This window comes from Streptomyces sp. NPDC127114, assembly GCF_042677525.1.
Lineage (GTDB): Bacteria > Actinomycetota > Actinomycetes > Streptomycetales > Streptomycetaceae > Streptomyces.
Genome location: NZ_JBHXTJ010000019.1, coordinates 76,818 through 89,680 on the forward strand (window position 1 = coordinate 76,818; position 12,863 = coordinate 89,680).

At 71.7% G+C, this 12,863-nt stretch carries 12 protein-coding genes; 6 read left to right on the plus strand and 6 right to left on the minus strand.

What is annotated here, in order from left to right:
• The first annotated feature begins 86 nt into the window (after window positions 1-86).
• From ACFVGS_RS20460 to ACFVGS_RS20470, 3 genes are read left to right on the plus strand one after another with little or no spacing between them, the layout of a single operon-like run.
• Window positions 87-611 (plus strand): PadR family transcriptional regulator, encoded by a 525-nt coding sequence (locus tag ACFVGS_RS20460; RefSeq protein WP_385693253.1) that lies wholly within the window; start codon window positions 87-89, stop codon window positions 609-611.
• Window positions 608-1,291 carry an ABC transporter ATP-binding protein gene (locus ACFVGS_RS20465; RefSeq protein ID WP_385693254.1) on the plus strand — a complete coding sequence of 228 codons (684 nt, stop codon included), beginning with the start codon at window positions 608-610 and terminating at the stop codon, window positions 1,289-1,291. The genes ACFVGS_RS20460 and ACFVGS_RS20465 overlap by 4 nt, the downstream gene beginning before the upstream one ends.
• The gene (locus ACFVGS_RS20470) at window positions 1,288-3,636 is read left to right on the plus strand and encodes an FtsX-like permease family protein (protein ID WP_385693255.1); all 2,349 of its coding nucleotides are present in this window, start codon (window positions 1,288-1,290) and stop codon (window positions 3,634-3,636) included. Before ACFVGS_RS20465 ends, ACFVGS_RS20470 begins: the two co-directional genes overlap by 4 nt.
• Here the strand turns inward: ACFVGS_RS20470 and ACFVGS_RS20475 are convergent.
• Complete coding sequence (locus tag ACFVGS_RS20475) at window positions 3,623-4,567, minus strand: hydrogen peroxide-inducible genes activator (RefSeq protein WP_385693256.1); 945 nt, start codon at window positions 4,565-4,567, stop codon at window positions 3,623-3,625. The two genes, ACFVGS_RS20470 and ACFVGS_RS20475, sit on opposite strands and share 14 nt — an antisense overlap.
• 152 nt (window positions 4,568-4,719) lie before the next feature.
• Here ACFVGS_RS20475 and ACFVGS_RS20480 point away from each other — a divergent pair, with 152 nt between their 5' ends.
• Both ACFVGS_RS20480 and ACFVGS_RS20485 read left to right on the plus strand, forming a co-directional pair.
• A complete protein-coding gene (locus ACFVGS_RS20480) occupies window positions 4,720-5,274 on the plus strand; it encodes a peroxiredoxin (RefSeq protein ID WP_384418698.1) in 555 nt (184 codons plus the stop codon).
• A 2-nt stretch (window positions 5,275-5,276) separates the two neighbouring features.
• A complete protein-coding gene (locus ACFVGS_RS20485) occupies window positions 5,277-5,810 on the plus strand; it encodes an alkyl hydroperoxide reductase (protein WP_384418701.1) in 534 nt (177 codons plus the stop codon).
• 86 nt (window positions 5,811-5,896) lie between these two features.
• Here the strand turns inward: ACFVGS_RS20485 and ACFVGS_RS20490 are convergent, their stop codons facing one another.
• The 5 genes from ACFVGS_RS20490 to ACFVGS_RS20510 form a co-directional block, all read right to left on the minus strand.
• Window positions 5,897-6,601, minus strand: coding sequence for a hypothetical protein (locus tag ACFVGS_RS20490; RefSeq protein ID WP_385693257.1), 705 nt, complete (start codon window positions 6,599-6,601; stop codon window positions 5,897-5,899).
• Window positions 6,598-8,064 carry an AI-2E family transporter gene (locus ACFVGS_RS20495; RefSeq protein WP_384418706.1) on the minus strand — a complete coding sequence of 489 codons (1,467 nt, stop codon included), beginning with the start codon at window positions 8,062-8,064 and terminating at the stop codon, window positions 6,598-6,600. The genes ACFVGS_RS20490 and ACFVGS_RS20495 overlap by 4 nt, the downstream gene beginning before the upstream one ends.
• Before the next feature lie 125 nt (window positions 8,065-8,189).
• The gene (locus ACFVGS_RS20500) at window positions 8,190-8,885 is read right to left on the minus strand and encodes a transglycosylase SLT domain-containing protein (protein WP_384418709.1); all 696 of its coding nucleotides are present in this window, start codon (window positions 8,883-8,885) and stop codon (window positions 8,190-8,192) included.
• Between the two features lie 373 nt (window positions 8,886-9,258).
• Window positions 9,259-10,581 (minus strand): PhoH family protein, encoded by a 1,323-nt coding sequence (locus ACFVGS_RS20505; RefSeq protein ID WP_384418712.1) that lies wholly within the window; start codon window positions 10,579-10,581, stop codon window positions 9,259-9,261.
• A 335-nt stretch (window positions 10,582-10,916) separates the two neighbouring features.
• Window positions 10,917-11,678 carry an isoprenyl transferase gene (locus tag ACFVGS_RS20510; RefSeq protein ID WP_384418715.1) on the minus strand — a complete coding sequence of 254 codons (762 nt, stop codon included), beginning with the start codon at window positions 11,676-11,678 and terminating at the stop codon, window positions 10,917-10,919.
• 110 nt (window positions 11,679-11,788) lie between these two features.
• On the opposite strand from ACFVGS_RS20510, the gene mgrA reads away from it, so the two are divergent.
• Entirely contained in the window at window positions 11,789-12,826 is a 1,038-nt protein-coding gene (gene mgrA / locus ACFVGS_RS20515; RefSeq protein WP_384418718.1) for an L-glyceraldehyde 3-phosphate reductase, read from the plus strand.
• Window positions 12,827-12,863 lie beyond the last annotated feature (37 nt).

Below are 12,863 nucleotides of genomic sequence, written 5' to 3' on the forward strand. Positions count from 1 at the left end.
GGGGTGTCACGGCGCGCCCGGCTCTTCGGGCGAACACTCCGAGGCTCTATACATCGTGCGTATACACCCCGTGTACAGTGACCGGCATGTCCATCGGTCACACCCTTCTCGGACTCCTGGAGTCCGGCCCGCGCCACGGCTACGACCTCAAGCGGGCCTTCGACGAGCGCTTCGGCCACGACCGGCCCCTGCACTACGGGCAGGTCTACTCGACCATGTCCCGGCTCCTGAAGAACGGCCTCGTCGAGGTCGACGGCATCGAGGCCGGCGGCGGCCCCGAGCGCAAGCGGTACGCCATCACCGAGGCCGGCATCACCGACGTCGCGCACTGGCTGGCCACCCCCGAGAAGCCCGAGCCGTACCTGCAGTCCACGCTCTACACCAAGGTCGTCCTGGCCCTGCTCACCGGGCGCGGCGCCGCCGGGATCCTGGACACCCAGCGCTCCGAGCACCTGCGCCTGATGCGCGAGCTCACCCGGCGCAAGAAGGACGGCGACCTCGCCGACCAGCTCATCTGCGACCACGCCCTGTTCCACCTGGAGGCCGACCTGCGCTGGCTGGAGCTCACCGCCGCCCGCCTCGACCGGCTCGCCGAGGAGATCCGCCGATGACCACCACACCTCTGCTCAGGGCGAGCGGGCTCGACAAGGCGTACGGGCCGACGCCCGCCCTCGCCGGCGCCGACTTCAGCCTGCGGGCCGGCGAGGTCGTCGCCGTGATGGGCCCGTCCGGATCCGGCAAGTCCACCCTGCTGCACTGCCTCGCCGGCATCGTCCGCCCCGACGCCGGCACCATCCACTACGACGGGCGCGAGCTCACCGCCATGACCGACGGACAGCGCAGCGCCCTGCGCCGCTCCGACTTCGGCTTCGTCTTCCAGTTCGGCCAGCTCGTGCCCGAACTGACCTGCGTCGAGAACGTGGCCCTGCCGCTGCGCCTCGACGGCGAGCGGCGCAAGGACGCCGAGCGCCGGGCCCGCGAGTGGCTGGAACGCCTGGAGGTCGCCGACGTCGCCGGAAAGCGCCCCGGGGAGATATCCGGCGGCCAGGGCCAGCGGGTCGCCGTGGCCCGCGCGCTCGTCACCGCCCCTCGGGTGATCTTCGCCGACGAGCCGACCGGCGCGCTCGACTCCCTCAACGGCGAGCGCGTCATGGCGCTGCTGACCGACGCCTCGCGCGACACCGGCGCCGCCGTCGTCCTGGTCACCCACGAGGCCCGGGTCGCCGCCTACTCCGACCGCGAGATCGTGGTCCGCGACGGCTCCGTACGGGACACGGAGTGGGCGGCATGAGCGTGCGGACCTGGACCCGCGACCTGGCGCTCGGCGCGCGCTTCGCCGTCACCGGCGGCCGCGGCGGCCGGCTCCGTACGGCCCTGACCGCGACCGGCATCGGCCTCGGCGTGGCCCTGCTGCTCGTCGCCGCCTCCATGCCGCAGATGCTGTTCCAGCGCGAGGTGCGCGAGTCGGCCCGCTCCGTCGACGCGAGCGAGCCGGTGGAGCGGCCCGGCCCGGAGACCTTTCTCTACGCCGACCAGTCCACGCTCTACCGCGGCGACACGATCACCGGGCTCCTGCTGCGGCCCGAGGGCGACAGGCCCGCGGTCCCGCCGGGAGCGGCGAAGGTGCCCGCGCCCGGCGAGATGCTGGTCTCCCCCGCCCTTCGCGAGCTGCTCGACTCCCCCGACGGCGCGCTCCTGCGCGAACGCCTCCCGTACGAGGTCACCGGCACCCTCGGCGAGGCGGGGCTGATCGGCCCGGCCGAACTGCGTTACGTCGCCGGCACGGACGTCCTGACCACCGACGACCACGGCGGGCGCGGCGCGCGCTACGGCTGGTCCGTGCCCGGCGAACCCATGAACGCGTTCCTGCTGCTGCTCGTCGTCATCGCCTGCGTCGTCCTGCTGCTCCCCGTCCTCGTCTTCGTCGCGACCGCCGTCCGCTTCGGCGGCGAACAGCGTGACCGGCGGCTCGCCGCGCTCCGGCTCGTCGGCGCCGACACCGCCATGACCCGCCGGATCTCGGCCGGCGAGTCCCTGGCCGGCGCGCTGCTCGGACTCGCCTTCGGCGCCGGGTTCTTCGCCGTGGCCCGGCAGCTCGCCGGCACGGTGCGGATCTGGGACGTCAACGCGTTCCCCTCCGACGTGTCCCCGGTGCCCTGGCTCGCCGCCGTGATCGTCGCCGCCGTGCCGGTCTCGGCCGTCCTCGTCAGTCTCTTCGCGCTGCGCGGGGTGACCGTCGAACCGCTCGGCGTGGTCCGCACCGCCACGCCGAAGCCGCGCCGGCTGATCTGGCGGCTGCTCCTCGTGGCCGCCGGCGCCGCCGTGCTCGTACCGTCCGCCGGCGGCGTCGAGGTCAGCGGCACCGAGATCGACACCGTGGGCATCGCCTTCGGCGCCACGCTCTCCCTCGTCGGGCTCACCACCCTGCTGCCCTGGCTGGTGGAAGCCCTGGTGAAGCGGCTGAGCGGCGGCCCGGTGGCCTGGCAGCTCGCCACCCGCAGGCTCCAGCTGAGCAGCGGCACCGCCGCCCGCGCCGTCAGCGGCATCGTCGTCGCCGCGGCCGGCGCGATCGCCCTGCAGATGCTGTTCCAGGCGATGCAGAACGACTTCATGCGGCCCACGAACATGGACACCGCCCGCGCCCAGCTGGAGACCAAGGTCGACGCCAGGACCGCCGACGACGCCCGCCGGGCCATCGACGCGCTGTCGCGGACGAAGGGCGTCACGTCGGTGGTCGGCACCATCGAGTCGAACGTGTGGCGCCCCGGCCCGCCGAAGAAGGGCGAGGACTTCGCCCCGATCACCGAGATCGCCGTCGGCGACTGCGCCTCCCTGCAGGAGTTCGCCCGACTGCCCTCGTGCACGGACGGCGACGTCTTCGTCGTCCTCGCCCACGGCACGGACGGGCCGGACGACGCCTGGGTCGCCGAGACCGCCCGGCCCGGCGCGCGGGTCGCCCTGCGCGACCCGCAGACCCACAAGGGCGGGCCGGTGCCGACCTGGCGCATCCCGGAGTCGGCCCGCACGGTCGACGCGCGCCCCGACCCGATGGGCCGGATCCGGTTCGGCGTGATGGCCACACCGAAGGCCGTCGACGCCGGCCGGCTCGACGCACCCGAGGCCGAGGCCATGATCCGCCTCGACCCGGCGGTGCCGGACGCCGCCGAGCACGTACGGAACAGGGTCGCCGCCCTCGACCCGCTGACCCGGGTGCGGACCCTCCAGGACATCGAGCGCGACGCCCAGTTCACCAGCGTCCGCACCGGCATCCTGGCCGGCGCCACCCTCACCATGCTGCTCGTCGCGATGTCGCTCCTGGTCACCACCCTGGAGCAGCTGCGGGAACGCAAGCGGCTGCTCTCCTCGCTGGTCGCCTTCGGCACCCGCCGCTCCACCCTCGGCTGGTCGGTGCTGTGGCAGACGGCCGTGCCGATCACCCTGGGCCTGGTCCTGGCGGTGGCCGGCGGGCTCGCCCTGGGCCTGGTCCTGCTGCGGATGATCGGCAAACAGGTCGAGGACTGGTGGGTCTTCCTGCCGGTCGCCGGAGTCGGCGCGGCGCTGGTCGCCCTGGTGACCGCGCTGAGCATGCCGCTGCTGTGGCGGCTGATGCGGGCCGACGGCCTCAGGACGGAATAGCGGCCGCCGGGACGATCCGTACCGGAAGACGCCTCATCGCGTCCCGGAGCGAGCCCGCCAGCTCCTCGAACTCGGACTGGCGGGCCGCTCCCGTCCGCATCGCGAGGGCGATCCGCCGGGACGGCGCCGGATCGGCGAAGTCCCCGGTGAACAGGGCGCTGTTACGGGCCGTCTCGACCTTCACCGCGGTGCGCGGCAGCAGGGTCACGCCGAGGCCTCCGGCGACCAGCTGCACCAGCGTCGACAGGCCCGCCGCGGTGGTGGTGACCGGCGCTCCCTCGGTGCGCCCGGCTTCCCGGCAGATGTCGAGGGCCTGGTCCCGCAGGCAGTGCCCCTCGTCGAGGAGCAGCAGCTTGAGCTCCCTGAGCGCCTCGCGAGGGATGTCGGTGCGCCCCGCCAGCGCGTGCCCCTCGGGCGCGACGAGCACGAAGTCCTCGTCGAACAGGGGAAGTTCGGTGACACCGGGCACACCGAGCGGGACCGCGAGCAGCAGCAGGTCGAGCCGGCCCGCCGCCAGCCCCTCCAGCAGCGAGGAGGTCTGCTCCTCGTGCACCTGGAGGTCGAGCTCGGGATACCGGGTGTGCACGAGGCGCAGCACCGTCGGCAGCAGATAGGGCGCGACGGTCGGGATCACGCCGAGCCGCAGCACTCCCGTGAACGGCGCCTGCGCCGCCTCCGCCTCCTCCATCAGCTCCCCCACGGCGTCGAGCACGGCGTGCGCCCGCACCGCGAGCCGCTCCCCGGCGGGCGAGAGCAGCACCTTGCGCGTCGTACGCTCGAGGAGCTGGACACCGAGTGCCTCTTCGAGAGCCGAAACCGCGCCCGAGAGCGCGGGCTGGCTCATCCCGATGGCCGCCGCCGCGTCCCGGAAGTGCAGATGCTCCGCGACCGCCGCGAACGCTCTGAGCTGGGACAGGCTGGGCTGCTTCACACGCCGCACGGGAACCACTGATAACCACCTTCGATCAACACGACCGAGTCTAGCTATTTCACTGATCAATGCACTCCGTGCCAGGATGTGAGACGTCCAACCCCTCACGGAAGACCCCAAAAGGGACCCTTCCGACCCTGCAAGGAGAGCGCGTGCTCACTGTCGGTGACAAGTTCCCCGCCTACGACCTGACCGCCTGCGTGTCGCTGGAGAGCGGCAAGGAGTTCGAGCAGATCAACCACAAGTCCTACGAGGGCAAGTGGCGCGTGGTGTTCTTCTGGCCGAAGGACTTCACCTTCGTCTGCCCGACCGAGATCGCCGCGTTCGGCAAGCTGAACGACGAGTTCGCCGACCGCGACGCCCAGATCCTCGGCGTCTCCGGTGACTCGGAGTTCGTCCACCACGCCTGGCGCAAGGACCACGCCGACCTGCGTGACCTGCCCTTCCCGATGCTCGCCGACTCGAAGCACGAGCTCATGCGCGACTGCGGCGTCGAGGGCGAGGACGGCTTCGCCCAGCGCGCCGTCTTCATCGTGGACCCGAACAACGAGATCCAGTTCACCATGGTCACCGCGGGCTCCGTCGGCCGTAACCCCAAGGAGGTCCTGCGGGTCCTCGACGCCCTGCAGACCGACGAGCTGTGCCCCTGCAACTGGAACAAGGGCGAGGACACCCTCGACGCCGGCAAGCTCCTGGCCGGTGAGTGAGCATGGCGCTCGATGAGCTGAAGGCCGCCATACCGGACTTCGCCAAGGACCTGAAGCTGAACCTCGGTTCGGTGATCGGCAACAGCGAGCTCCCGCAGCAGCAGCTGTGGGGCACGGTGCTGGCCTGCGCCATCGCCTCCCGCTCGCCGAAGGTCCTCGGGGAGCTGGAGCCGGAGGCCCGGGCCAACCTGAAGCCCGAGGCGTACCAGGCCGCCAAGTCGGCCGCCGCGATCATGGCGATGAACAACGTCTTCTACCGGACCCGGCACCTGCTGTCGGACCCGGAGTACGGGACGATGCGCGCCGGTCTGCGGATGAACGTCATCGGCAACCCGGGTGTCGAGAAGGTCGACTTCGAGCTGTGGTCGCTGGCCGTGTCCGCGATCAACGGCTGCGGCCAGTGCCTGGACTCGCACGAGCAGGTCCTGCGCAAGGCCGGTGTCGACCGAGAGACGATCCAGGAGGCCGTGAAGATCGCCGCGGTCATCCAGGCCGTCGGCGTGACGCTGGACGCCGAGGCGGTCCTGGCCGAGTAGTTCCGGCCGTACCGCGACACGTACGCCGAAGGGCCCCGGGGTTCACGGAACCCCGGGGCCCTTCGGCATGCGCGGGCGGCGCCGGCTCAGCTCCTGAGCGCCGTCATCAGCTGCCGCATGTCCTCGACGAGGTACGTCTGCATGGCGGCCGGGTCCAGCTCCGGCGCCTCGATGGGCTGGTTCGTGTCCTCGTCGAAGTCGTCCATCGGCTGGAGCGACATCGAGAGCACGGCCTGCCCGTCCAGGACGGTCAGCGAGTTCTCCTCGTACGCGCCGCCGAAGTAGGCGACCTCGCCGATGCCGGAGATCCGCTCACCGCCGCCGAGCAGTTGCGGGTCCTCCCGCACGGCCAGGAACTCCGGCCCCGGGTCGGTCACCCGGTGCAGGTCGTAGGAGATGTGCAGCGTGTACGTGATCGGCTTGGACGCCAGCGTGACGCTGCAGCTCCACTGGAACAGGGCGGGGTGGTCGACCTTCAGCGGCTCGTCCGGCGACACGCCCTTGGGCCCGAACGCCGCGGCGAGACCCTCGGCCTTGGCCACCTGGCAGGGGTCGCGGTCGGTGCGGTAGCCGCCGAGGTCCGGGCCGCCGTCCTGCCCTCGCTCGTACGCGTAGAGCCCGCCGGCCCACACCGCGGAGGCGACCATCGCGCCGCCCAGCGCCCACGTCCAGGGGCGCCGGGCGCGGGGCGCGGCCGTGTCCTGCCCGGCCGGGGGCGGCGGGTGCGGGAGCGGCGGGGCGACGGGGTCGGGAAAGCCTCCGCCGCCGACGAGTTCGGGCTCGGAGATCACGCCTGTCCTCCCGGGAGCCGTCCGGCCGCACCGGGCGCCGGGGTGGGCGCCACCTCGTACGCGGTCGCGCCGCGCGGCTCGGGTGCGGCGCGCAGGGCCTGTTCGCCGCTGTAGGCGCGGAGGTAGCCGACGACCGTGTTGGTGACGGCGACCAGCGGGACGGCGACGACGGCGCCGCCGATGCCGGCGGTCAGGCCGCCGGCGGCGACCGCGAGGACGACGGCGAGCGGGTGGACCCGTACGGCCCGGCCGAGGATGAACGGCTGGAGGACGTGGCCCTCGATCTGCTGGACGGCGAGCACCACCACGAGCACCATCAGGGCGGTGAACACCCCGTTGGTGACGAGCGCGACGACGCAGGCGAGGGCGCCGGAGACCACGGCGCCGACGAGCGGGATGAACGCGAAGAGGAAGATGAACACGGCGAGCGGCACGGCCAGCGGCACGTCGAGGAACCACAGGCCGAGACCGATGAAGACGGCGTCGATCAGGGCGACGAGGACCGTGCCGCGGACGTACGCGGTGAGCGTGCGCCAGGCCCGGGGGCCGGCGCCGGCGACACCCGGCCGGGCCTGGGCGGGCACCAGTTTGAGGGTCCACTCCCAGACCTTCTTCCCGTCGTAGAGCAGGAAGAGGGTGGAGAACATGGCGAGGAGGATGCCGGTCAGCGCCTCCACGACCACGGTCACGCCCTGGAGTCCGGCGGAGGTGATCTGCTCGGCGTTGGCGCCGATGGTGTCGCTGAGGTTCTTGGCGATCTCGTTGATCTGCTGTTCGGTGACGTGGAACGGGCTGTCGAGCAGCCAGCGCTTGAGTTCCTCGATGCCGTCCTTGACGCGGTCGGACAGGCTGTCGACGTTGTCCAGCACCTGCCAGACGACGAACCAGCCGACCAGGCCCATGATCACGAAGCCGGAGACGGCGGTGACCGCGGTGGCGAGCCCGCGCGGCAGGCCCTTGCGGCGCAGCAGGGCGACGGTGGGCTGGAGCAGCGCGGTGATGAGCAGGGCGGCGACGAAGGCGAGGACGACCAGCTGGACGGAGCTGATCACCTTCATCAGCACCCACACGGTGCCGGCCAGGACGAGCAGGCGCCAGCCGGCCTCGGCGGCGACCCGCATGCCCCACGGGATGGCGGCGACCGGGTCGGGCCGCGCGGCGACGGCGGGCGCGTAGGCGGGCGGCGCGGGTACGGACGCGGGTTCCGGGGACGGCGGCTCGACGAACGTCGGTTCGACGGCCGCCGCCGCGGGCAGCGGGGCAGGGGCGCTGGCGGGGGCGGGTTGCGCGGCGGGCCCGGTGGCGGCCTTCGGCGCGGTGTGCGCCTCCGGTCCGGGGGCCGCGGGCGGCGGACCCAGGGGGGCGGACTCGCGCTCGGCCTGCGCCCGGCGTTCGTCAAGGCGTTCGCCCATGCGGCTCAGACCGTCACCGAGCCGGTGCAGCCATCCTGGCAGTCTCGACATGCTCTTCCCTCTCCCCCCTCGGGCCCTCGAACCTACACCCCGCGCACGCGTGAGCCCCCCACCGAAGGACGGCGAGGGGCTTCACGGGGTTGAGCGGGGGCCGGTACGGATACCGGGCGCGGCTCCTAGTACCAGTGGTTGGCCTGCCAGAACGACCAGGCGCCGCAGGGGCTGCCGTAGCGGCCGTCCATGTAGCTGAGGCCCCACTTGATCTGGGTGGCCGGGTTGGTCTGCCAGTCGGCGCCGGCGGACGACATCTTCGAGCCCGGCAGGGCCTGGACGAGGCCGTAGGCACCCGAGGAGGGGTTGGTCGCGCGGTAGTTCCAGCCGGACTCGTGGTCCACGATGTTGCTGAAGCACTGGAACTGGTCACCCGGGATCATCTGCCGGGCGATGGCCTTGACCTCGGCGATGGTGTACGAACCCTGGGCGGAGAAGCTCGAGGCGTCGCGCAGGGCGGACCGGCTGGCGCGCTCGGCCTCGGCCTCCTTGCGCTCCTTCTCGGCCTTGTCGGCCGCTGCCTTCTTGGCCTCGGCGTCCTTGGCTGCCTGGATGCGGGCGGCTTCCTCGGCGGACTTGCGCGCGAGGGAGTCGGCGGCGGCGGCCTGGACGTCGGCCTGCTCCGCGAGGGAGGAGACCTGTACCTGGGCCTGCTCGCCCGCGGGGATGTCCGCGAGCAGCGTCGTGTCGGCCGCGGTGGCCTCGAAGTTGTCGTCCGAGGCCTGCGCGGCGTTGCCCGAGGCAACACCGACGACGGCGCCGACAGTGGTGACCGCAGTGGCCGAAGCCACCGCGAATCCCCGGACCGAGATCCGGCTCACACGGTTTCCTTCCAGCATCGCCCGCACAGGTGACCACGCGGGCGAAATCTTGCCCCTGACGCTGGTCTCCGAACTACTGGGTCACAGAAGACACGGGCCCGTGGTGCTGTGGGCGGCATACGGCGAACGGCTGTTGAGTTGTGTGGTGCAGCACCTCTGGAGGTGCACGTGTGCCGTATGCGGGGCCTGACGGAAGCAAGACTCTGCCGGACGGCGACGCCGCAAGGCAATTCCACGTTGCGTGTGAAAGCTCACACCTGGGTGGACGCACGGGATTTGGCCGATACGGCGGACAGCGCGGCGCCGCCCGGCTAAGCTCTCGCGCTTTGCCGGGCGGCGCCAACTCCTTTGCCCCACAAGGGGGCAGATCAGGTCAGATGTGACCATCCTCCAGCATTTCGGTCACGAGCGCGGCGATCTGCGAACGCTCGGAACGGGTCAGCGTGACGTGGGCGAACAGCGGATGCCCCTTCAGCTTCTCCACGACGGCGACGACTCCGTCGTACCGACCGACCCTCAGGTTGTCGCGCTGGGCGACGTCATGGGTCAGCACGACCCGGGAATTCGCCCCGATCCGGGACAGAACGGTCAACAGTACGTTCCGCTCGAGGGACTGGGCCTCGTCGACGATGACGAACGCGTCGTGCAGCGAGCGGCCCCGGATGTGAGTGAGCGGCAGCACCTCCAGCATCCCGCGGCTCAGCACCTCCTCGATCACCTCACGGCCCGCCACGGCCGAGAGGGTGTCGAAGACCGCCTGGGCCCACGGGCTCATCTTCTCGGCCTCGGTGCCCGGCAGATAGCCGAGCTCCTGCCCGCCCACCGCGTACAGCGGACGGAAGACCATCACCTTCTGGTGCTGACGGCGCTCCAGGACCGCCTCCAGGCCCGCGCACAGCGCGAGCGCCGACTTTCCGGTGCCGGCCCGGCCGCCCATCGACACGATGCCGATGTCCGGGTCGAGCAGCAGGTCGAGCGCGATCCGCTGCTCGGCGCTGCGGCCCCGGATGCCGAAGGCCTCCCGGTCGCCGCGGACCAGCCGCACCGAGCCGTCGGAGGCGACCCGGCCGAGCGCCTTGCCGCGCTCGGACTGCAGCACGAGACCGGTGTGCACGGGCAGCTCGGCCGCCTCCGGCACGTACAGCGTCTCCTGGTCGTAGAGGAGGTCGATCTGGTCGGCGGACAGGGCGACTTCGGACATTCCGGTCCAGCCGGAGTCCGTGATCGCGAGTTCCGCCCGGTACTCCTCGGCGAGCAGGCCGACCGAGGAGGCCTTGATCCGCAGCGGCAGGTCCTTGGAGACGACCGTGACGTCGTATCCCTCGGCCTGGAGGTTGCGGGCGACCGCGAGGATCCGCGAGTCGTTGTCCCCGAGCCGGTAGCCGGCCGGCAGGACACCGGGGTCCGAGTGGTTGAGCTCGACGCGCAGGGTGCCGCCCAGGTCCCCGATGGGGAGCGGGGCGTCCAGCCGCCCGTAGCGCACCCGGAAGTCGTCGAGGAGGCGCAGCGCCTGCCGCGCGAAGTAGCCGAGCTCGGGGTGGTGGCGCTTGGCCTCCAGCTCGGTCACGACGACGATCGGGAGCACCACTTCGTGCTCCTCGAACCGGGACATCGCCTTGGGGTCGGCCAGCAGGACGCTGGTGTCGAGAACATAGGTGCGCCTGTCGGACAAGCGGCGCTTAGTGCTGGTCACCACGGAAGGACAGACCCCCTTCGAGGACCCCTGAGAGGTCGGGGTTGCGACAGGTCCGCCCCGGCGGAAGAGCGATGGGCGGAACCGGTGTCACGGCGGAATGGGACCGGGCTCTGGCCACGATGCGCGGGCCGAGCTCCGGCCCTCCGCTTCGTCCGTGCACGGTCTGCACGGTCGTCCTGGTGCAAAGGGCCTCCCGGGTGGCGGTCTCCGTGCCGCTCACTTCACCTGGGATATGCCCTCGAACACGTGCCGTCATGCCATGGCATATGACGGCTGGTTCGTGAACGGAGGGTGACGTACCTGCCGGAGGGGGCGTGAGGTCGCGTCAGTTCGGCTCAGTTGCCGAAACGGCGGTGCCGGGCGGCGTAGTCGCGCAGCGCCCGCAGGAAGTCGACCTTGCGGAAGGCCGGCCAGTGCACCTCGCAGAAGTAGTACTCGGAGTGCGCGCTCTGCCACAGCATGAACCCGGACAGGCGCTGCTCGCCGCTGGTGCGGATCACGAGGTCGGGGTCGGGCTGGCCGCGCGTGTAGAGGTGCTCGGAGATGTGCTCGACGTCGACGATCTCCGCCAGCTCCTCGAAGCTGGTGCCGCGCTCGGCGTGCTCCAGGAGCAGCGAGCGGACCGCGTCCGCGATCTCCTGGCGGCCCCCGTAGCCCACGGCGACGTTCACGAGTATCCCCGTGTTGTCCAGGGTGGCCTGCTCGGCCTCCTTCAGGACGGACTGGGTGCGGGCGGGCAGCAGGTCGAGGGTGCCGACGTGGTGCACCCGCCAGCGGCCGTCGGCGGCGAGCGCCCGGACCGCGTCCTCGATGATTGCGAGCAGCGGGACCAGCTGCTCCTCGGGGCGGTTCAGGTTGTCGGTGGAGAGCATCCAGAGCGTCACGACCTCGACGTCGGTCTCGGCGCACCAGCCGAGCAGCTCCTGGATCTTGTCCGCGCCGGCCTTGTGACCCTGCTCGGGGGTACCGCCGGAGGCCTTGGCCCAGCGCCGGTTGCCGTCGAGGATGACGCCGATGTGCTTGGGCACCTGGGCGTGGTCGAGGCGGCCTTCCACCCGGCGTGCGTAGAGCCCGTACACCAGGTCGCGCAGGTTCACTGTTCTTTACCCCTCCATGCAGTGTCGGCCCCCGAAGCCGCCACATTACTGCGGAGGGGTGACCGGCTCCCAGCCCGGGACTGTCACAAGTCCGTGATAAGCAGAGATACGTGACTGATTCCCCCCTCTACCGCGCCGCCGCGGAGCGCTACGACGCCATGGAGTACCGGCGTACGGGCCGCAGCGGCCTCAGGCTCCCCGCGATCTCGCTGGGCCTCTGGCACAACTTCGGCGACGACCGCACCCTCGACTCGCAGCGCGCGATCCTGCGCCGCGCCTTCGACCTGGGCGTCACCCATTTCGACCTGGCCAACAACTACGGACCGCCGCCCGGCTCCGCCGAGCTGAACTTCGGCAAGATCTTCGCCCAGGACTTCGCGCCGTACCGGGACGAGCTGATCGTCTCGACGAAGGCCGGCTACCTGATGCACCCGGGGCCGTACGGCGAGTGGGGCTCCCGCAAGTACCTGATGTCCTCGCTCGACGCCTCCCTGAAGCGGATGGGCCTCGACTACGTCGACATCTTCTACTCGCACCGCTTCGACCCGGAGACCCCGCTCGAGGAGACGATGGGCGCGCTGGCCTCCGCGGTGCAGCAGGGCAAGGCGCTGTACGTCGGCGTCTCCTCGTACACCAGCGAGCAGACCGCCGAGGCCGCCCGGATCCTCCGGGAGATGGGCGTCCCCGCCCTGATCCACCAGCCGTCCTACTCGATGATCAACCGGTGGACGGAGGAGGACGGCCTGCTCGACACGCTGGAGGCGGCCGGCATGGGCTGCATCTCCTTCGTGCCGCTCGCGCAGGGCCTGCTCACGAACAAGTACCTGACGGGCATCCCTGAGGGCTCCCGGGCCACCCAGGGCAAGTCCCTCGACCCGGGCCTGCTGTCCGAGGAGGTGCTGCGGCGGCTGCACGGCCTGGCGGACATCGCGCAGCGGCGCGGGCAGTCGCTGGCCCAGCTGGCGCTGTCGTGGGTGCTGCGCGACCCGCGGATGACGTCGGCGCTGATCGGCGCGTCCAGCGTGGCGCAGCTGGAGGAGAACGTGGCCGCGCTGGCCGGGGCGCCGCTGTCGGAGGAGGAGCTGAAGGAGATCGACTCCTTCGCCGTCGACACCGCGGGCACCAACATCTGGGCCGGCCGGGGCTGACGCCCGCCCGCTGGTCGGCGGTCGGCGGTCGGCGGTC

Excerpts from the sequence above, each read along its gene's own strand:
- ACFVGS_RS20460 (WP_385693253.1), top strand. The coding sequence starts at position 87 with ATGTCCATCGGTCACACCCTTCTCGGACTCCTGGAGTCCGGCCCGCGC.
- ACFVGS_RS20465 (WP_385693254.1), top strand. The coding sequence starts at position 608 with ATGACCACCACACCTCTGCTCAGGGCGAGCGGGCTCGACAAGGCGTAC.
- ACFVGS_RS20470 (WP_385693255.1), top strand. The coding sequence starts at position 1,288 with ATGAGCGTGCGGACCTGGACCCGCGACCTGGCGCTCGGCGCGCGCTTC.
- ACFVGS_RS20485 (WP_384418701.1), top strand. The coding sequence starts at position 5,277 with ATGGCGCTCGATGAGCTGAAGGCCGCCATACCGGACTTCGCCAAGGAC.
- ACFVGS_RS20495 (WP_384418706.1), bottom strand. The coding sequence starts at position 8,064 with ATGTCGAGACTGCCAGGATGGCTGCACCGGCTCGGTGACGGTCTGAGC.